18 protein-coding genes are annotated in these 21115 nt (G+C 39.3%); 16 read left to right on the top strand and 2 right to left on the bottom strand.

Features of this window, described 5'->3' with window-relative positions; genetic code table 11:
- Positions 1 to 60: 60 nt before the first annotated feature.
- The 10 genes from V3C97_RS05520 (at position 61) to V3C97_RS05475 (ending at position 13160) form a co-directional block, all read left to right on the top strand.
- Complete coding sequence (locus V3C97_RS05520; protein ID WP_338433958.1) at positions 61 to 684, top strand: hypothetical protein; 624 nt, start codon at positions 61 to 63, stop codon at positions 682 to 684.
- Between the two features lie 37 nt (positions 685 to 721).
- A complete protein-coding gene (gene cas3 / locus V3C97_RS05515) occupies positions 722 to 3496 on the top strand; it encodes a CRISPR-associated helicase Cas3' (protein ID WP_338433957.1) in 2775 nt (924 codons plus the stop codon).
- 180 nt (positions 3497 to 3676) lie between these two features.
- Positions 3677 to 4429, top strand: coding sequence for a gamma-glutamyl-gamma-aminobutyrate hydrolase family protein (locus tag V3C97_RS05510; protein ID WP_338434550.1), 753 nt, complete (start codon positions 3677 to 3679; stop codon positions 4427 to 4429).
- The gene (locus V3C97_RS05505) at positions 4426 to 5769 is read left to right on the top strand and encodes a glutamine synthetase family protein (RefSeq protein ID WP_422392860.1); all 1344 of its coding nucleotides are present in this window, start codon (positions 4426 to 4428) and stop codon (positions 5767 to 5769) included. Before V3C97_RS05510 ends, V3C97_RS05505 begins: the two co-directional genes overlap by 4 nt.
- Positions 5770 to 5777: 8 nt before the next feature.
- Positions 5778 to 6878 (top strand): amidohydrolase family protein, encoded by a 1101-nt coding sequence (locus tag V3C97_RS05500; protein WP_338433955.1) that lies wholly within the window; start codon positions 5778 to 5780, stop codon positions 6876 to 6878.
- A gap of 22 nt (positions 6879 to 6900) precedes the next feature.
- Entirely contained in the window at positions 6901 to 8223 is a 1323-nt protein-coding gene (locus V3C97_RS05495) for an APC family permease (protein ID WP_338433954.1), read from the top strand.
- 107 nt (positions 8224 to 8330) lie between these two features.
- Positions 8331 to 8936, top strand: a complete 606-nt coding sequence (locus V3C97_RS05490; protein WP_338433953.1) for a tetratricopeptide repeat protein — start codon at positions 8331 to 8333, stop codon at positions 8934 to 8936.
- Between the two features lie 37 nt (positions 8937 to 8973).
- Positions 8974 to 11169, top strand: a complete 2196-nt coding sequence (locus V3C97_RS05485) for an RNA ligase (protein WP_338433952.1) — start codon at positions 8974 to 8976, stop codon at positions 11167 to 11169.
- Between the two features lie 238 nt (positions 11170 to 11407).
- Positions 11408 to 12355, top strand: a complete 948-nt coding sequence (locus V3C97_RS05480) for an ATP-grasp domain-containing protein (protein WP_338433951.1) — start codon at positions 11408 to 11410, stop codon at positions 12353 to 12355.
- A gap of 97 nt (positions 12356 to 12452) precedes the next feature.
- Positions 12453 to 13160 carry a class I SAM-dependent methyltransferase gene (locus V3C97_RS05475; RefSeq protein WP_338433950.1) on the top strand — a complete coding sequence of 236 codons (708 nt, stop codon included), beginning with the start codon at positions 12453 to 12455 and terminating at the stop codon, positions 13158 to 13160.
- 57 nt (positions 13161 to 13217) lie between these two features.
- On the opposite strand, the gene V3C97_RS05470 is transcribed toward V3C97_RS05475, so the two are convergent.
- Complete coding sequence (locus V3C97_RS05470; protein ID WP_338433949.1) at positions 13218 to 13736, bottom strand: DUF1836 domain-containing protein; 519 nt, start codon at positions 13734 to 13736, stop codon at positions 13218 to 13220.
- Positions 13737 to 13886: 150 nt separating this feature from the next.
- On the opposite strand from V3C97_RS05470, the gene V3C97_RS05465 reads away from it, so the two are divergent.
- From V3C97_RS05465 to V3C97_RS05455, 3 genes are all read left to right on the top strand, one after another.
- A complete protein-coding gene (locus V3C97_RS05465; protein ID WP_338433948.1) occupies positions 13887 to 14726 on the top strand; it encodes a DegV family protein in 840 nt (279 codons plus the stop codon).
- A gap of 143 nt (positions 14727 to 14869) precedes the next feature.
- On the top strand, positions 14870 to 15742 hold the full coding sequence (galU, locus tag V3C97_RS05460) for a UTP--glucose-1-phosphate uridylyltransferase GalU (protein WP_009554028.1): 873 nt from the start codon (positions 14870 to 14872) through the stop codon (positions 15740 to 15742).
- A 113-nt stretch (positions 15743 to 15855) separates the two neighbouring features.
- The gene (locus V3C97_RS05455) at positions 15856 to 16728 is read left to right on the top strand and encodes a YihY/virulence factor BrkB family protein (protein ID WP_157787042.1); all 873 of its coding nucleotides are present in this window, start codon (positions 15856 to 15858) and stop codon (positions 16726 to 16728) included.
- A 141-nt stretch (positions 16729 to 16869) separates the two neighbouring features.
- Here the strand turns inward: V3C97_RS05455 and recX are convergent, their stop codons facing one another.
- The gene (recX, locus tag V3C97_RS05450) at positions 16870 to 17667 is read right to left on the bottom strand and encodes a recombination regulator RecX (RefSeq protein ID WP_338433947.1); all 798 of its coding nucleotides are present in this window, start codon (positions 17665 to 17667) and stop codon (positions 16870 to 16872) included.
- Between the two features lie 93 nt (positions 17668 to 17760).
- Between recX and rlmD the strand changes: the two genes are divergently transcribed.
- From rlmD to V3C97_RS05435, 3 genes are all read left to right on the top strand, one after another.
- Positions 17761 to 19149, top strand: coding sequence for a 23S rRNA (uracil(1939)-C(5))-methyltransferase RlmD (gene rlmD / locus V3C97_RS05445; protein WP_338433946.1), 1389 nt, complete (start codon positions 17761 to 17763; stop codon positions 19147 to 19149).
- 21 nt (positions 19150 to 19170) lie between these two features.
- On the top strand, positions 19171 to 20415 hold the full coding sequence (locus tag V3C97_RS05440) for a serine hydrolase domain-containing protein (protein ID WP_338433945.1): 1245 nt from the start codon (positions 19171 to 19173) through the stop codon (positions 20413 to 20415).
- 83 nt (positions 20416 to 20498) lie between these two features.
- Entirely contained in the window at positions 20499 to 21044 is a 546-nt protein-coding gene (locus V3C97_RS05435) for a DUF402 domain-containing protein (RefSeq protein ID WP_027826874.1), read from the top strand.
- Positions 21045 to 21115: the final 71 nt, after the last annotated feature.

The raw sequence follows: 21115 nt of genomic DNA, 5'->3' as shown, positions 1-21115 counted from the left end.
TAATTTTCATACCTAATATAATTATTAAATAAAGTTTGATCTTTTTTTAGGAGGAATAACATGGAAAATATAATCACGATCTTGTGGATAGTATCCATTCTTAGTTTGATTGGATTGATAGGAATGGCAGTTACCTGGATTATTGGAAAGGTTGTTCATAAAGAAACAACAATCAAAGTGGGAAAAGTTGGGATGCTATGTATGCTAGTGCTTGCGGTGATAACTTTTGCTGGCGCTCAAGGTGTTCAAAAGATTTGGGATAACAAGCTGGCAAATAACCGTACAGAATTTAGAAAGTATGCACGAAAATTTCAAAAAGACTACAACACAACGAGTAACATGATAGAAGTAACACATTCAGATATTGCTGATAAGTGGTATGATGCTTTGGATGGTGATTTTGACACAGCTGTGGATGAGGAAATTGCTCTGCAAGATGATTCTGACATCAAACAGAATTTTAAAAATATGCGGAATGATATTACAAGGATGAAAGTTTTTGATACCGCTGATATGGACATGGACTATAAAGATTTTCAAAGCGCATATAATAAGTTACACCAGTATTATGAGTTAACCTTTGAACCTGGTGGTGAGAGCTATGACAGTTACCAATCTAAAGAAAGCAAGTATGATACTTCGATTAAAGATTACTATTCAAAAATGCAAGCCTTCAATGAATAGAATCTCTATATCGAATTAATTATGAAAGGAATTCACAATGGTATCACAACGAACAAAAACTCTGTGGGCCAAAAAGCGTAATGATAATGGAAGAGAATTATGGTTACCGTTGTTGGTTCATCTAATCGACACCCAAAATGTTATCAACTATTTATACTTACATTGGTTAAACGATGGACAACGTACTTTTTTACGGCAAGGGTTCGATACAGATGATGACGCTGTAGTGCAAAGATTAATCAAATTCATTGGTTTTATTCATGATATTGGGAAGGCTACACCAGCTTTTCAAACAAAAAAATCATATCGGTTTAATCCTGCTCCTGAATTGGATCAGGAATTAATAGAACGGCTGATTCAAAGTGGGTTTACCGATTTAGATCAGGTATATTTGGCCGAGCCTAATAAATCTCCTCACACAGTAGCGGGAGAAGCATTATTAGCATATTGGGGTGTTCCAGAAACAATCAGTGCAATTATCGGTGGGCATCATGGAAAGCCTCTGCGAAAAAATGAACATCCTCAAGGACAATTAAACAACTACGAAAAAAACTATTGGCAAGTTGATTCTAGTAGTGGAGAAATTTCACTTAAGTGGCAAAGCGTGCAAGAAGAATTATTTGAAGAAGCACTACGAAGTTCAGGTTATAGTGATATTTCTGAGATTCCTCAAATGATACCCAAACCACAGGCTGTTATTATTGAGGGACTTTTAATTATGGCTGACTGGCTGGCCTCTACTGAATACTCAGATGATCAGGTGGAATTGTTTAACTTATTTCCCTTGACCACTACCTATGATGGTATTGATACTCAAACGCGCTTTCAAAATGCAATGATAACTTGGGAGCGTACCAGTCGGTGGAGTCCACAGCGAATTATTGATGGAAAAGAATTATATGCTAAGCGGTGGGGTTTTACCAATGTTCGTCCTGTTCAAGGAAAGATGACGGATGCAATTGGTAATCTCCAAGATCCTGGGATTATCATTGTTGAAGCGCCAATGGGAATTGGAAAAACAGAGATTGCTTTGGCTGCAGCTGAACAATTAGCGGGACAAAAGGGACTATCAGGGGTCTTTATTGGTTTGCCAACACAAGCCACTACTAATGCAATGTTTAGTCGGGTAAAGGAGTGGACTGACAGCATTGCTCAGGATGAAAATATCACTTTGGATATCCAGTTACAACATGGAAAAAGAGCACTAAACAAAGAATATCGTCGGCTTCCTCGTGCTCAAACAATTATGGACGACGAAACAGAGAAAGATTATTTGAGTTCGACGGGACAAGTGGTAGTCGATAGTTGGTTCAATGGCAAGAAGTCTATCCTAACTAATTTCGTTGTAGCGACAATCGACCACTTATTATTAATGGGCTTGAAGCAGAAACACTTATTTTTACGGCACTTAAGTTTCAGTGGTAAAGTTGTCATTATTGATGAGGTTCATGCGTATTCGGCATACATGAATTCTTATTTGCAAAAAACACTAGAATGGTTGGGCGTATATGGTGTGCCAGTAGTAGTTCTTTCAGCTACCCTACCTAAAGACAAAAGAAATGAGTTAATTAAAGCCTACTTGAAAGGACATTCTGGGAAGAGAAAGCCTAAACTTGCTCCAGAAAATTGGCAGGAGAACGAAGCTTACCCATTACTGAGCATGACAGATGGAGATCAGCTTATCCAAATTACTGATTTTCCACCAATGACTGAGCAAAAATTACAAGTTGTGCGCGAAGACATTGATAACGAATCACTCATTAGTGAAATAACCTGTCTGCTTGAAAAGGGAGGAATAGCAGGTTTGATTGTTAATACGGTTCAGCGTGCACAAGAACTTGCACAATTAGCTACGAAAATAGCACCACATCTTCCAACAATTATTGTACATTCTCGTTTTGTCGCTGCCGACCGTGCACTTATTGAAGACAAGTTACAATCTTTAATTGGTAAGTATGGGAAGCGTCCAGATAAGTTATTAGTAATTGGAACACAGGTATTGGAACAATCACTAGATATCGATTTTGATGTGATGTTTACAGATATTGCTCCAATGGATTTGCTCTTACAAAGAGCCGGACGATTGCATCGACATACTTTGCAACGCCCACAAACCTTTACAACGCCTAAATTGTATGTTTTGGGGATTTCTAAGTATGGAAATTATGGTGATGGTAATGAAGCTGTTTATGGTAAATACTTGCTGAAAAAGACAGATTACTTTTTGCCGGTTGAGATTACGCTACCAACTGATATTTCACATTTGGTGCAAGTTGTATATGATACTAGTACTAATGATGAGGTTCCTAAGCTTACGGATGACTACGAGCATTTTAGAAACAAAATAACTGAAAAAGAAAATGCAGCTCAAGCTTTTCAAATAGGAAAACCATGGATGGGAAAAAGCTTGCACGGCTGGCTTGACTATGATGCGGGTAACCTCAGTGATGAACGTGCTAACGCCGCGGTTAGAGATATAGAAGAAACCCTTGAAGTAATAATAACTCGGGCATCTCGTACAGGTGACGAACTAGTTGATGGGCGGAAGTTAGAAGATCTCAGTAGTGAAATAATCGCTGCACAAACGGTTCAGTTGCCCCGCGTATTTTCACTGGACAATAAAAAAATAGAAAAAACAATCGCAAAATTGGAAGAACAAACAGCTATGCATTACCCTCATTGGCAACAAGATAGCTGGTTACGCGGGACGTTAGCCTTACGTCTAGATTCAAACAATCAAGTCCTCTTAGACAATTATCAGCTGACATATCTTCCTGACCTTGGCTTAAGTTACAAAAAAGTCGAACAATAAGCAATAGAAACAAGGATATCACATGCTTAATATAGCAGTGATATCCATGTTTTTATTTGTAAAAGGAAAAATTACGAAAATTAATTAATATAGTTCAGAGAAAATTAAACCTTTATATTGATTTTAGGCTGATAATTGGCTAGCATTTTAAGAGAAATTGTAAGAAAGAAGGAATGAATGATGAAACCTGTTATTGCGATGCCAAGCGATCAGTTAATCGAAGTTAATCCTCGCATGCCCGGGGACTATCCGGCTTATGCTCCCCATGATGTAAAAGAAGCCGTAATGAAGGCGGGCGGAATTCCGATCATCATTCCATTTCCAGATGATGAACGGACGGCAGCACACTGGGCAAAAGAAATGGCACCATTGTATGATGGTTTGCTACTTCCAGGTGGTCCAGATATTGATCCACGTCTCTTTGGGCAACAACCTATCAAAGAAATTGGGATGACCTATATTGCCAAAGATTTATTTGAAATAGCCTTGATCAAAGAAACATTGGCTGCTGGTAAGCCGATTTTAGGTTTATGCCATGGTTTACAGATTCTTAACGTTGCTTTAGGGGGAACTGTATACCAAGACATTCATACTCAAAATCCGGATGCTTATATTCAACATACCCAAGCTACAATCGGGAACTTTTTGACTCATACAGTAGATATCAAAGAAGGAACGGTTTTGCATGAGTTGATGGGATCTAGTCAAGAAGTCAACTCACGTCATCATCAGGCCGCATGGAAAGTTGCACCAGAATTAGTAGTATCTGCGACTGCTCCTGACGGAGTGATCGAAGGTTTAGAGTCACGTGACTCTGATCAAATCGTTGCCGTGCAATGGCATCCAGAAAACTTATTTAATAAGTATCCCGATCAATTTACAGTTTTCACTAATTTTATCGACCGGGTAAATAAAGCAAAGAAGGGATCATAATGCCAGAAGAAATTCTTGCAGATTTAAAAAGTAAAGGTGTTATCTTATTAGAATTCATTTACGTTGATTATACTGGGATCGCCCGTGGTAAGACGATGTTCATTGATGCTGTTGGCAATCGTCTCACTGATGGGATGGGGATCACCAAAGCGATGCCTGCTTCTACAATGCGGGATGAAATTGTTGCAGTTGAAGGAATGAACGCGATTGGTGAGTATCGTTTAGTTCCTGATCTTAGTTCATTGCGGATTCTTCCCGGTGGAAAAATAGCTACAGTGATGTGCGACTATACCACACTGGAACATGAACCATGTTCATTTGACGGACGGGTAGCGCTTAAGAAAGTTGTTGCCGAATATGCTGAACTGGGCTATGACATTCAAATGACATATGAAAATGAGTTTACCTTATTTAACCAGGATGAAGAGGGAAACTGGCACCCTGACGACCCAGAAATTTGTTTTGCTACTGAATCAATGGAGCGAGCATATGAATTTTTACCTGAGTTAGTTACTAATCTCAAGCAGGTGGGAATTAAGCCAATTGAATACTATCCAGAAGCTGGAGCAGGGCAACACGAATTACCAATGGCTCCGACAGATCCAGTGACAGCTGCGGACAACGAAATTTGGTTTAAGCGGATTGTTAAGACAACCCTTAAAAAATATGGATTGCAAACATCATTTGCACCTAAGCCGTTAGTTACTTCTTCTGGGAGTGGGGCGCATATCCACGTTTCTTTGTGGGAAGGAAAGCGTAATGCTTTCTTTGATTCAGCTGACAAGAATCAACTCAGTCAGGTGGGTTATTGGTTTATTGGTGGTGTTCTCCACCATCTCGATGCATTGCTTGCTTTGACTTGTGCAAGTGAAAACTCATACCAACGCTTGCAGCCATCACATTGGAGTTCGGCATATGCAATTTATGGTAAGGATAACCGTGAAGCAGCGTTACGGATTCCATCTACCTTCTGGTCAGATATGGAAGCAAGCATGAATGTTGAGTTAAAAACGTCAGATGCTACGGCCAACCCGTATGTCGCTTTTGCGGGCTTGTTAGCAGCAGGATTGGATGGGATTAAAAATCATATTATGCCAGTAGCAGCTGCTGATTTTGATCCGGCAACGTTGAGTGAACAGGAACGCCAGGAGCGGGGAATCAGCAGGTTGCCACACGATTTAGCCACCGCGTTGCATGCATTAGAAAAAGATAAACTTTTTGCTGAAATGCTCTCTGATATAGGACTTGAAACCTATCTCAAAGTAAAACGGGCTGATGTTGCTTACCTGCAAGGGAAATCGGCTACTGAAATCAGTAAATATTATCGCCAAGCATACTAGGAGGAGACATGGAACTAAATGAATATATTGACCAGTTACCATTAGTTGACCATCATTGTCACTATCTGATCAAAAACGTAGCTAACCGTGACGAGCGCCTGGCACGGGTGTCGACTGAAGCTGATGATGAGTATCCATTGTTTGACATCAAAAATCGGCTGGCATATTGGGAATTTAAAGCCGAAGCACAAAAATTCGGTAGTCCTGCGATTGTACCTTGGGCTAATGACGCCGAATATAGTGCATATAACCAACGTCTTTTTAGCCATTATCATTTTAAACGTTTATTTATCGATGTTGGTTTTGTTCCGGATGATGCCATTCTGTCATTAGAGCAAACAGCAGCTATGACGCAGACAGAAGTAGCTCCTATCTTACGCTTAGAAACTACGGCTGAAAAAATTATGACAACTAGTGCTACATTTGATGAATGGTGGCAAAAGTTACAAGTAGCAGTTAAAAATGCCAAGCAACAAGGATATGTTGGGTTTAAATCAATTGCTGCATACCGCTTTGGCTTAAAACTGACAGATGTTTCCCGGGCTGATGCTCAAGCAGCATTTACACAATGGAAGAACAGTGGGGTTACGCGGCTAACAAGTTCAACCGTGATTTCATATTTAGTCTGGAATCTTTCACCGTTAATTATAGCTACTAAGTTGCCCCTGCAATTTCATGTAGGCTATGGGGATGCTGATACCGATATGTACCAGGGGAACCCGTTATTAATGCGTGATTTTCTTAATGAATGGTCTCATCAGGGATTGAAAGTAGTTCTACTTCATTGTTATCCATATCATCGCGAAGCTGGTTACCTGGCAAGTGTATTTCCTAATCTATATTTTGATATCTCTTTGATTGATAATTTAGGTCCATCTGCTATGGAGCGTGTATTGGATGAAGCCTTGGAGTTAGCCCCATATTCACGTTTCTTATTTGCTTCGGATGCTTCGACCTATGGGGAGATGTATGCGGTAGCTGCTCACCGTTTCAAGCGGGCGCTAACTCGGCATTTAACAAAACTGGATTTTGTTCCAGAAGACCAATTAAAGAACTGGGCAGCACAAATTTGTTATCAAACAAGTGAAAGAATATATTTAGAAAAATAAAAGGGAAAAGTAGGAGAGAAAAGTGAAAACAAAACTTAATTTGCTGGAAGTGCTCGGACTTTCAGTCGCAATGTTGGCTCCAACGGGAGCAATGGCGTTTAATACTGCAGGAGCTGTTCAAAACGCAGGGATTGTTGCGCCAATTGGCTTTTTATTAGCAGGTTTAGGGATTTTATTTGTAGGATCATCTTTTATTGAGTTAGGACGTGAAATTCCTGGTGAAGGATCAGCTTATGCGTATAACCGAGTGGCCTTAGGTGAAAAGGCTGGTTTCATTTCTGGTTGGCTACTTGTTTTTGTTTACGTTACGTTTGCATACAGTAGTTCTGCTGTAGTAGGAAACTTCTTAGATGTATTTCTCAAGCACTTTGGCATTCATTTTCCTATTACATGGTACGTAGTATTGGTGCTAATTGTTGGTGGCTTATTGAGTCATATGGGGATTGAATTTTCTACCCGTTTTGCTTTAGCGTTGGAATTCATTGCTGTTGGTGCCTTGATTATTTTGACAGCAATTATTTTAGCCAAAGGTGGGGCTGCTGGTTTATCAACTAAACCGATTAACCCAGGTAATGGTTCTATTACTGGGATCGGGATGGGAATGGTTTTTGCCCTGATGTCATTTGCTGGTTTTGAAGGTTCAGCAACGATTGCACCGCGGGCTCATGATCCGAAAAAAGCTATCCGGATTGCTATCTTGGGGGCAGTTGTCTTTGCAGCCTTTTTCTATTTTGTTGTTTCTTACACTGAAATTATCGGTTTTGGGACAAGTAATTTATCTGACATGCAAAATTCAAGTGCGCCACTGAACTTTTTAGCAACAAAATACATGGGAAGTTGGATGGCGGTCTTTATTGATTTTGCTTCTGTATCAAGTTACTTTGCATGTTATTTTGGTGCCTTGAACGCCGGAGCGTTTGTCTTAGAAGCTCTATCCAATAATGGGTACCTAACACCTTGGTTAGGTGAATTAAAAGGAAAGAAAGCTACGCCAACTCACGCACTAGATTTGATTACGGTGACTGCGTTGATTTTTTGGGCAATTTTTGGTTTTGGAAAGAAAGTTTCTGCTGGCGACTACTACAACTACTTTGGTTCAGTGGGAGTTATTGCATTATTGCTCGTTTATGTTTTAGTTTGTGTTGGGGCAATTGTTTATTTTGGCAAACAATCAAAACGTTCTTTCTTGAAGCATATCTTGGCGCCAATTTTAGGGATTATTGTGATGCTTTATCCAATTTACAGTAATCTATGGCCAATTCCAGCCTGGCCAGCAAACATCTTCCCATATGTGGTATTAGCATGGTTAATTATTGGTTTCTTTATTCCTAAGAAAAATAACTAATTGATTAATTATCTGGTCCTCTACGTTAGTGTTAGTAGAGGGCCATTTTTTGTACATTGCACATGGTAAAATGCTATTAGAAAGCGCTATCGAGGAAGGTGGATAAAATGGATATTAATGAATTAAAACAATTTGCAATGTCTGGCGATGCAGAAGCAATGAATAATTACGGGGCAACTTTTTACAATAAAGGGGATTATGTGACTGCCGAAAAATGGTATCAAAAGGCAGCGGCTGCCGGTAGTCACTGGGCATTAAATAACCTAGGGTATGTGTATGCGTATGGTCGCACCGGTAAGGTTGATAAAGAGCAAGCATTCTATTATTTTACCCAAGCTTCATTGATGGGTAACGTCCAAGCAACGTATAAAATCGGGGATTTTTACTATTATGGTGATTTTGTTAAGCAAAATAAAAATGTTGCTTTCTTGTACTATCAGCAGGCAGCATTTATGAATGAAGATGAGGATGACATTATTTCTGATATTCATTACCGGTTAGCACGGGCATATTTCTATGGTGCGGGGATAAAAGCAGATGATTTTGAAGCTCTCAAACACATCAATATTGCTGAAACTGCCTCATATGAGGATCGGTTTGCTAATAAGTTTCGTTGGGAAGGCTTAGCAAAGAAAATTACTCTGCTAAAGCAAGATATTATTACTAGTTTAGATCAGCAGTATCACAAACTACATGATATTGATATTTCATAATTACTGCATACTAATAATGTAAAGAGGAGGGTGAAAGATGAGATACTTATTTCTTACATATGGAGCTCCAGGAAGCGGTAAGTCAACCTTTATTCAAAATAATCACTTAGAAAAATATACTGTTGCCACAGATAATGTCCGTGAATTAGCAGGAAGTTTTCAAACTAGATTAGAAGCAGATGAATTGAACGGATATGCTATTGCCTCTGCTAATGAAACTTTTGTGTGGCAAACAGTTTATAAAATGGTCGAACACCGGATGCAAACGGGGATAACAACATTTGTTGATGGCACACACTTGTATCGTGGGGCTTTTCGCGAATATCGTAAGTTGGCGCGAAAATACCATTATCAAATTATAGTAGTAGACTTTATGCGTGCTCTTTATGAAAAATGTCACCATGATCCGCAAACAATGATTGCTAAATTAGCTCAGCGGGATAAGCAACGAAAAAAGCAGCAGCAACGTTTTGTGGGGCAGCAAGTTATCAGCAAATATATTGACCGGTATTTTCAGATGAAGAATGATGCTTTACAGGAACTGAAGGTAATCAGTCCCGAAGATTGTCAGCACCTAATTCGCACCACACTTACAAATGTTAGTTATCAAGATTTCAATCGGTTTGAACGCATCAAAATAATTGGCGATATTCATGGTGAGCACACTGGTCTCCAAGAAATATTTGCAGACCACCAACGAGGAACTGCATATATATTTTGTGGTGATATATTGGATCGCGGAACCCAAAACCTTGCTGTCTTAGAATTTATTAACCGGCTTAAGGGAAATAATCTCTTTTTTATTCGGGGTAATCACGAGGATCGAATTGATGAATATCTTACGACAGGAAAATTAAATGGACAGTTTGGACGGCATACTTATCCCCAACTCTTAGAACAAGTAGGAAGCAAAGAACAGTTAGACAATTTATTAGCAGCCTATATCAAGCGGCTAGTTCCATATGTTGCTCTTACCTTTGGTAAAAAGAACAATATTCCCCAAAGATATTTTGTAAGTCACGCGGGAATTGAACCTGCATTATGGACCAACGATCAGTTTTCCTTGTATTTAACTGAAGAAAGGAGCTTCACTCTTGGGGTTGCACCAGATCCATATGCAAGAAATGTCGATGAATTGTGGAACCAGACTTCACCATCGGATGATGTAGTGCAGCTTCATGGACATCGGAATAACTTTAATGTTGCATTGACCCAATATACAACTATTTACAATTTAACAGCCGACAACGAGCTACGTTACGTCACCTTAACTAAAAAAGGCATTAATAATCAAGTGTGCTGTACCCCGTATGCACTAAAGCGTCAGGATTTGCCAAATTTTGTAGAGCAGTTACAAAGGGATCCTGATATTCGCCAGGTGGAGTTAACTTCTGGGATTATTGCTAATAACTTTACACGGGAAGTGTTTAACAATAACCGGTGGACGCCTAATACCACCAATGCACGGGGACTTTTTACTCGGGAAAATGAAATTGTTGGACGAGGCTTTAAAAAGTTCTTTAATGTGGGACAAACTCCGGAAGCTCGAATAGAGAATGTTGGATTTCCAGCACGAATCTATCGTAAGTATAATGGCTTTTTAGCGATTGCGTTCTGGGATCATACTGTTAATCAAGTTCGTGCTTTTACTAAAGGTGGGTCTCAGCGGTACGCGGAGATAATTCAGCGGGCATTTGCTGTCAACCAGACAAATGATCAATTGAAGCAATATTACGCACAAAGTGTAAATCAGCAGACATCAGTTCTTTTTGAGATTATTGATGTGCAAAATAATGAGCATATTGTTGACTATTCGACTAGTGGTAAAGATTATTTGGCTATCCCATTGGCAATTATCGATAATGATGAAAAAGGACGGGTTCGGCTGGATCTTATGGATCAGTATAGCGAACTTTGGTCAAGTTTGGGAACGTATCATGTTGCTAATAATTTGACAGAATTGACAACATATATTGAGCAGGATAGGCAAGCCAATCCTCACGAGGAAGGAGTGGTCATTTACGGGCAGAATATGATGCTTAAAGTTAAATATCCGTATTATTTGAAAGCGCGTGAACTGCGGACGGCTTTGAAGATGAAGAAAAAGAGAAAGCACTGGGTTTATGGGGCAAAAGAGTGGTACAAAGCGGTTAAGCAGCTGGAAAAAGAACAGGGAGCACCAATTTCTTTCAATCCTAAATTACCGTTGGAACTAGAGAAAAAGCTTCATTAAATATAATGGGAGGAAAATCATGCAGGAAGGTGAGCCAGTAAGAGTGTACTACTGTACACAAATAAAGACGCAAACGAGAGAATTGCTCTATACAATAAGAAATAAGGAACTGGCGAAAATTGCTCCAAGAATGGTGCTATATGATCTAGCGGGACAACCGTTTCGAGTTAAAGGCATTGCTCACATGCGTTACCGGACTGAGGCTTTAACCACTTGCAAATATAGCGAGCTACAAACAATGATAATGTTAGAGTCGTTAAGTGGTGCGCGGGTTGTAGGAAATATCCTTACTCGCGATAAGCAACAAATTGGCTTTATCTTTTGTGCCCATCCGCTAACATCCCGAAAACCAGATGATGATTATCAGGATGAATATCTGGCAGTCAAGGATGATTTTCCATGTGCGTTAATTGACTATGATGCTTTACAAGCAGGAAAGTTAAAGTTATTGGGGAAAGTCAGTGGTGTCATGATTTATCGTGGGTGGATGTTACGTCCTGAAGTTTACCGTAGATTTTATCAGTTACTTGCAGATAGGGGAATATATTTACTTAATGATCCCGAAGCATATGAACACTATCATTTATTACCTAACTGGTACCCAGATATAGAAAGGGGGCAAACGCCCCTATCCTATTGGACTAAAAGCGTTACTCCAGAGAGTATTTCTAAGCTAATAGCGCCCCTTAAGGGGAAATATATTGTTAAAGATTATGTTAAAAGCCGTAAGCATGAGTGGTATGATGCAGCATATATTCCTGATATTAAAAATCGGGATGAAGCTCTACGGGTAATCAACAATTTCATTCACCGTCAGGGGGAAAGCTTGGTCGGTGGGATAGTCCTCCGCAAATTTGAGCGATTACAGCAAGTGGGTTACCATGCACAAAGTGGCATGCCTCTTTCTGAAGAGTATCGCCTCTTTATTTTTGGAGGAACAATCATGACATTGGATGATTACTGGCTTCATGGCGAAGGACAGGGGATAACGCTGGAGGAACGACAGTGGTTGAAGCAAAGCGCCCAAAAGATAGCAAGTGGTCTGGTTACACTTGATGTTGCACGAAGAGCAGATGGAAAACTAATAATTATGGAGATGGGGGATGGGCAAGTTTCAGGGCTGCAAGAGTTAGATCCATGTGATTTTTATCACAGTTTAAAGCAACAGTTGCGACTAATTCACTAAACCCAAGTCTAGTTGATCTAATTACATTTATACGTATACTAGTAGACAGAGTGTAGGAATAAAAATTGGAGAATTGATTGAAAGGATTGACGGGAAAATGAAAAGAGTTACTAAGGGAATTGATGCACCTTGGGGACTATTAGGTATGTTAGTCGCAGCTGTAATTTTTTTGTTCGAAGCATGGCGATCAGGAATTGTCCTGAATTATCTTTGGGGGCTATTGGTTCTGTGTTCAGCTGCCACATATTGGCATACGACAACGCGTGGCAAGTATCAGATCGGAATAACCGCAATCAAGCAATTAGCCATCAAGCCAACAGACCAGGTTTTAGATTTAGGAACTGGGCATGGCTTTTTACTATTGGAAGTGGCAAAGTATTTACGAGCTCCTGGTCAAGTGACAGGGATTGATATTTGGAGTCAAAGAGATCAATCACGTAATTCATTGCAAGCGACACAAAATAATATCAAAGTTGCAGAGGTTGATGCAGTAGCAACAGTCAAAACGGCTAATATACTAAATCTTCCGTTTGCTGATCAGAGTTTTGACAAGATTGTGACAAGCTTTGCATTGCATAATCTCAAAACCAAAGCGCAACGAAAACAGGCACTGCAAGAGGCCTTACGAGTATTAAAACCAGGTGGAAAATTGCTAATAATTGATTTGATTTTTGGTAAAGAGTACCAAACTGCTCTGACAGATATGGGAGTTAGTCAAACGATATGTCACGGAGCTGGTTTCAACGGTTGGTGGGGCGGCCCGTGGATGATGACAACAATTGTTACTGCTACAAAAAATGAATAAAACAATGTAAAAAGCTCTGGGAATTAAGGTTTCTCAGAGCTTTTTAGCTAGCTGTTATTAACCGTTAGCCATGCTTGTATGGGCAGCAACAAAATACATGTCAATGTATACTTTATAACAAACGGTCATGATGATACTGCGTAACATTTTTTTATATTCGTTATGGTCATGTCCAATTTCATCTAAATTTTCCTTCAGACCAAAAACATAAGCCAAAACATTTTCCAGTTCGCAAACAAAGTAATCATAGGCAACTGCGGTTGAGTATGTCTGGCGTTGTAATTTGATTGCAACTTTTAGGTCGTTAAGAGGAAGAACATTTTTAGCTACTGCAATAAAGAAAAGTTCAGCCAATTGTTCAGCAGTATAACGCTTTTTGACGGGACGCTGGATCAGTTTGTGTTTAACATAGTTGCTGACCATTGAGCTCGTGATCTTGACGTCACCCAAAGGAGCAAGGTGATCATGTAGGTAAAGGGTTACTTGATCTAAATATAGTTCCACTGTGGGGAGTTCGTGATACCGGGGTAACCGAAATTTCTGAATAGCTTGTTGCATTTTTTCTTCTCGATCCATTAATAAAACCTCACTTATAAGTAAAGTATATAAAAACTTGAAACATTTCTCAAGGCATAACCTTAATAAGAGTTTTTTAAAAACCGTTGACAGTGTTTGTGATACGATATAAGCTGAATGCGATAATAAAATGAACAGGAAGATAAAAATATGAAAAAAATTATTACTGATTCGGCAGCTAATATATTTGCGAACAACATTAATGGAATTCCCCATCAAAGTGTTAGTCTGGCATTGCTATGTGGGCAAGAAACATTTTGGGACACCCCGGATTTTGACAAGGAAAGCTTTAAGCAAAAAATACAAATGGAAAAAATACCAATGAAAACAGCTTGCCCCAGTGCGGAGAGCTACTTGCAGGCATTTGGAGATGCTGATGAAGTATATGTTTTTACCATTTCAGCAGCTCTGTCGGGTTCGTATAATGCTGCGCAAGTTGCCAAAGAGATGGCCCAGGAGAAAAATCCTCACCAAAAAATATATGTATTTGATACGCGGGCTGCTGGACCAACAGAACGAATGGCAGCTTATCAGGCAAGTTTATTGATTAATGAGGGACAGAAATTTAGTGATATTTGTGTAGCAATAGAAAATTATCTAGCGCATGCTAAAGTCTTTTTTATTCTTAAATCGCTAACTAATTTAGCTAATAACGGTCGGGTTAACAAATCAATTGCCAAAGTTGCACACGCATTGAATATTAATGTGTTAGGTTGGGCAACGCCTGAGGGACAAATTGAGCAACTGACCAAAAGTCGTGGAGCCAAAGGAGCCCGTAAAAAGCTGTTGGCATTGCTTGAACAGGTCAACTTTGATGAGCAAAAATTGGTTATCGACCATGCTGACAATTTAGCGGGAGCGGAAGCATTGAAAGAATTAATTCAAGCAAAATATCCTGCCTGCCACGTTGAAATCGGACAATGTCAGGCTTTATGTCGCTTTTATGCTGAAGAAGGTGGCTTGATTATTGGGTGTACTGTCACTCAATAATGAATGGAAGTTTTTTACGTAGCAATAACTTATTATCCGAAATTTTTTTGTAATTAAACCGGTTACTTGATATAATTAGCGTGATTGAAACTAACGATAGGTTTGGGTTTAGTTTCGTAATTACTATTTGAGGAGTAAGTTATATGAAAGTTAGAAAAGCTGTTATTCCTGCTGCGGGGTTAGGGACACGTTTCTTACCAGGTACTAAAGCTGTGCCTAAAGAAATGTTTCCTATTATTGACAAGCCAACTATTCAATATATTGTTGAAGAAGCGCGTAAATCAGGTATCGAAGATATTCTGGTAATCACAGGGAAAAACAAGCGTCCGATTGAAGATCATTTTGATTCTGTGCCTGAATTAGAGCAAAACCTAAAAGCCAAGGGTAAGCATGAGTTACTGGAAAAAGTTGAAGAAACAACGGATATCAACCTGTACTTTATTCGGCAGTCGCATCCGCGAGGCTTAGGCGATGCCGTTTTAATGGCCAAGGATTTTATTGGGGACGAACCATTTGTGGTAATGCTGGGTGATGATTTGATGGAAGACGATGTTCCATTGACCAAGCAATTAATGGATCGTTATGAAGAAACCCATGCTTCTACTTTGGCAGTAATGCGAGTTCCACATGATGAAGTGAACAAATACGGGATCATTGATCCGTCTGCTGAAACTAAGCCAGGCCTATATGATGTAACTAGATTTGTTGAAAAGCCAAACGTTGATGAAGCACCAAGTGATTTAGCAATTATTGGACGTTACTTATTAACACCAGAGATTTTTGAAATGCTTGAAACTCAAGAACCAGGCCAAGGTAACGAAATTCAATTGACTGATTCAATTGATCGTTTGAATAAGATTCAACGGGTCTTTGCTCACGAATTTAAAGGTCAGCGCTATGATGTAGGATATAAATTCGGTTATCTGAAGACTTCAATCCAATTTGGATTACGTCATCCTGAAATTAAAGATGAACTGAAAGATTACATTAAGGAACTGGCTCAAGAAATCGAATAATGAGTGGCGAAAAGATTGGGACCGTCCCCAATCTTTTCTTCATTTATTAAGAAAGGATCTCTATGCACAAGCTACAATTAATTAAACAAAATTTACATAGGTATTTTCAAATTATGGCTGAACGCATAAAAGATGCCGATATTAACAATTATTCAATTGTCATTGCGTACTATACTCTATTGGCAATTTTTCCCTTATTTATTTTGTTGGGAAGCGGGATCAAGGTTGTCGGAATTAATGCTCAAACGATAATGACTTATGTTCGTTATTTGATTCCAGAAACAGTTTATGCGCTAATTGGTCCCTTTATTAAGGACTTTCTTCAAAATGGTTCAGTATCATTGGTGTCTATCACTGGGATATTGACGCTATGGGCTGCTAGCCGTGGGATTAATGCTGTTAAGCGTGCGCTAAATTATTCTTTTGGGATTAAAGAAACACAACGTTATCTCACTAGTCGAATCGTTTCAATGGTTCTAACTATTGCTTTCGGAATAATTATCTTTGTTATTTTTATTGCCTTTAGTTTTGGACAATTGATTTTAGACTACATTATCCCGCGGTTCGATTTGCCATTGGATTGGTTAGAAACGTTTATGCGATTGAAAACACCAACTGCTTTTATGGGGATTGCATTAGTATTAACTGCATTGTATTATATTATCCCTAATTGCCGAGTTCACTTGCGAACTATTATTCCAGGCTCGTTGTTGGCGACAACAGGGTGGCTTATCTTATCACAGGGGTTCTCTCTGTATATTAAATATTTTGCCAAAAGTGTTATGTCTTATGGGACAATTGGTACCTTTATTGTGTTGATGTTTTGGTTGAACTATTCAGCTTGGATCATCATTTTTGGAGCTGTAGTTGGTGCCAGTAATGAATATTATTTTTACGACGGCATAACGATGAAAACAACTAGTATCAAGCATATTATTCAGCAGCAAGGTCAAAAGGTTGTTGGTAAGCACCAAGATGACGAATAGTAAAGTAAAATGAGCGGAGAAGATTGAATTTCAATCTTTTCCGCTCATTGTTTCTTTAGAAGCTTAAGATAAAGTAATTTCTTGCAAAGTTAGTAGCTTTTAGGCAGGCTTTCGCTTTAAATATTACTAATGAATAGTTACTTAATAGTCATTATTTTCGGCAAAAAAACGATCAATAGCATCACGCGTAAATCCGTGGCGGTAAAGGAGTTGTTTAAGTTTGAAAGCTCGGTCGATGGGGGCTAAACGAGCTAGTTTATTTTGTTGCTTACCCACATAGGCTACAAGATGTTCATACTCTGCATCATCATCTTGAGTAAGATTTAGTTGATCAATGATAGTGGCAATTATGTCATTATCATATCCTTTTTGATATAAGCCACGTTTGATTTTTTGCATTTGGACGCGGAAAGGATCTTTCTGATACCGGCGGGCAAGCTTCTTTGCTAATTTATTTCCGTTGACTATTTGGTTAGCTGGAGCAAACTCCATCAATGCTTGTGTGATTAAAGCAGGAGCAATTCCTTTTTGAAGAAGCTTTTGCTGAAGATATTTAGGTCCTTTGTCGCTTAGTCGTGCCTGTGTGCGAACATAACTTTGAGCATAATTCAGGTCATTTAGGAGGTTAAGTTCCTTGAGTTTGGCAATAATCGCTTGCTCGTCAGTATCTTTTAGTTCAAATGTTTGTAAAAAAATACGGACTTCACGTTCACTTCGTAGTTGGTGTGAAAGGTAGTCAATGGCGCGTGATTTAGCCTGAGCTACTTGATCAGCTTGTTTGAGTTGAACGATTGCCTCTTCATCTAGTTCCATCCCTTTAGTGAGGTGAAACTGAATCAAGACATCTTCATTGAGGGCAAAAGCATACTTACCATCCAAGTAAATATTGTAGCGTCCTGGACGCTTTTGAGTTTTTATCATAGTTATTTTTTTAAACATTAATATCCCTCCTGCTGATAGTCATATTATTATGATAACAATTTTTATGTTATATTCCTATGTGGTGAAGATACAGGAGAAAAGGAGCAAAAAATGAAAAAGAAACGCACAAATGGCCATACGCAGATGTATGTTGGTCAGAAATTTCCTTTAACAATTAAACGCTTGGGAATCAACGGTGAGGGCATCGGCTACTATAAACGTAAGATTGTCTTCGTGCCTCAAGCTTTACCTGGTGAAATTGTGACTGCGAAGGTAACACAGGTTAAGAAAAATTATGCCCAAGCACAGGTTAATCGGATACGGCAGGTTAGCCCTGACCGAGTTACCCCCAGGGATAATTACGATGTGGGGGGAATTGAATTAGCACACCTCGCATATCCAGCACAATTACAGTTTAAGCGGGATGTAATTAAGCAAGCTCTATCCAAGTTTAAACCACGTGCGTATGAAGAATACGATATTCGACCAACTTTAGGGATGGACGAACCATATTATTATCGGAACAAAGCACAATTTCAAGTGCGACGTGATGCAAACGGCCAAGTGGTAGCAGGACTTTATCGGCCTAATAGTCATCAGTTAGTGGATTTGCCAACATTTTCAACACAACGTCCTTTGACTATGAAAATTATCCGTACAGTATGTTTAATTATTCAAAGTTTAGGCATGAGCACATACAACGAAAAAACCAACAAAGGGGCGGTAAAAACGATTGTTGTACGCGAATCGTTTGCAACCGGACAAGCCCAGTTAGTGCTAGTAACTAATACTAAAGAATTACCGCAGCGGGAACAGTTTGTAGCTCAGGTACAAAGCAGACTACCTGAAGTGGTTTCGTTAATGCATAATATTAACCCGGGACGGACATCGTTGGTGTGGGGGGAAGAAACCAAATATTTGTGGGGGCAGGAATATATTACAGAAAAGTTGGGGCAAATTACATTTCGGTTGTCGGCGCGCGCTTTCTTCCAATTAAATCCCACACAAACTAAAGTTTTGTATGATGAAGTAAAGAAAGCTCTAGAATTAGCACCTAACGAAACCCTGATCGATGCCTATTGTGGTGTAGGGACCATTGGCTTGTACGTTGCCCGAGATGCTAAAGAAGTCCGCGGAATGGATATTATTCCGGAAGCAATTACGGATGCGCGGGTAAATGCCCGTCTTTCAGGATTGAGTAATGTTCAATATGAGGTTGGTGGAGCAGAAAAGTGGATTCCGCAATGGAATCGTTTGGGTTTTGTTCCTGATGCATTAGTAGTGGATCCGCCACGGACAGGTTTGGACCAACAACTGATTGAAACAATTATTAAATATCGCCCCCGCAAATTTGTTTATGTATCGTGCAATCCATCAACATTAGCCCGTGATTTAGTACAACTGACAAAAGTATACGATGTGGAATACATTCAGTCAGTAGACATGTTTCCACAGACGGCACGTTGTGAGGCGGTCGTAAAGTTCTCACTGCGTGGATAATATTTAGGGAGAGTAAGAGAAATGATGACACGGAAATCGTGGCTAGAGCAAGGATTGATATTAATAGTAATCTTTGCTTTAGGGATTATATTAGGGCGGAAGGTCTATATTTCTTGGCATACGACAAAAACAGGCCCGCAACAAGAAAAAAAGATGAGTTTACGCAAACAAACAACACAACATGACAATGTTGTAGCTGGGACGTTACCGGTAAATGTATACCAAAATTTACAAAAGGAAGTAGTGGCAAGTGCTGCGCCGAAAACAATTGCCTATGTCAAAAGGCAGCTACAAGGACACGATTTCACCGGAACGGTAACGGTGATTAGTCATGGGCGTTTGTTGTACCAACAAGGAATAGGGTATGCTGACCGCAAAAATAAGATCCCCAATACAGCTACTACTGCTTATCAAATTGCTTCTATTCAAAAAGGAATCACTGCGATGCTGTTGATGAAGCAGGTTCAAGCTGGAAGGGTTAAACTAACTGATAAAATAAGCAAGTATTACCCGCAGATAAAATATGGCAACCAGGTCACACTAAAAGACATGATCAATATGCAGTCAGGAGTTACTGCATCACCTTTACCTAAACAAGAGATGAACCGAAAAAAATTTGTCCAATGGGTGGCAGATAATTTTAAAATTGATCCCAAACAAATTAAAAAACCATCATATCAACCAAGCAATTATGTACTATTGGCTGGGATTGTTGAACGAGTGAGCCATCAGACCTATGAGCATTTGTTTGAACGGCAGATTGCTAAGCCACTAAAATTGCAGCATGCTTTTTTCTATTCACAAAAAGACCAGTATGCTGGGCAATACGCACTAGGATACTACAATCAAACACGACCAGATGCTCCACCAGTAAAAGAAGAGGAACGCGACTTTACCAACCAATTTGGTACAGGTAATATCTACATGACGAATGGAGATTTATACCGGATGTTAGCGGCGTTTGTAACTAGCAAACTTTTACCACTGAAGTATACGGAGCAAATGTACCAGTTAGACGGAAAAGTTAATAGTTATGCTGCGGGGACATATTGTCTTACCAAAGGAAGCTTTAGCAATATTGATTTGAAGTATGCAGGGTACCATTTTAGAGGTACTGAATTTGGTTACGACTCATTTGGTGATATTAGTTTAGATGGGCAAACATGCATCATTTTTCAGTCAAACACTCGAAGCTATCAAATGCCATTTAATAGGGTCACAGATGTGAATATTTATAAATATTTGATCGACAATAAAATCCAATAATAATGCGCAACCATACTTATTCTCTGGTATAATGTTATTGATATCGGTGTAATTACACCTGTGAACTAGAAAGCAGGGGTCATATGCGTCATTTGAAAGGGCCACGTGAAGGCGACTTTATAACCATTAAGAGTTATAAGCATGACGGTAGCTTACATCGAACATGGCGTGATACCATGGTGCTCAAGACAAGTGAAAATGCCCTGATCGGCTGTAATGACCATACTTTGGTAACAGAAGCAGATGGACGGCGGTGGGTTACACGTGAGCCTGCGTTAGTTTACTTTCATAAGCATTATTGGTTCAATATTGTCACCATGATCCGCGATAACGGGGTGTCGTATTACTGTAATTTGGCTTCACCCGCTGTCTTAGATAAAGAAGCGCTTAAATATATTGATTATGACCTGGATGTTAAGGTATTTCCTAATGGCGAAAAACGATTATTGGATGTAGATGAATATGCTGCTCATAGTGCGAAATGGCATTATTCTGCTCAGACCGATAAGATTTTAAAGCATAATGTCCGGACCCTAGTTGATTGGATTGATAATGAGCGAGGGCCTTTTTCTAAGCAGTATGTGGAGATTTGGTATAATCGTTACCTCGAATTATCACGGCGACAGTAATATACCAGGTTTAGCTTAATGGTTTGAGGTTGTGACATTTGTCACAGCCTCTTTTTAATAATGGAGAGGAT

This window comes from Ligilactobacillus saerimneri (genome assembly GCF_036689625.1).
In the GTDB taxonomy this organism is placed as follows: Bacteria; Bacillota; Bacilli; order Lactobacillales; family Lactobacillaceae; genus Ligilactobacillus; species Ligilactobacillus saerimneri.
Note: the sequence above shows the minus strand (reverse complement) of the source record. Positions and strands in the feature narration are given on the sequence as shown.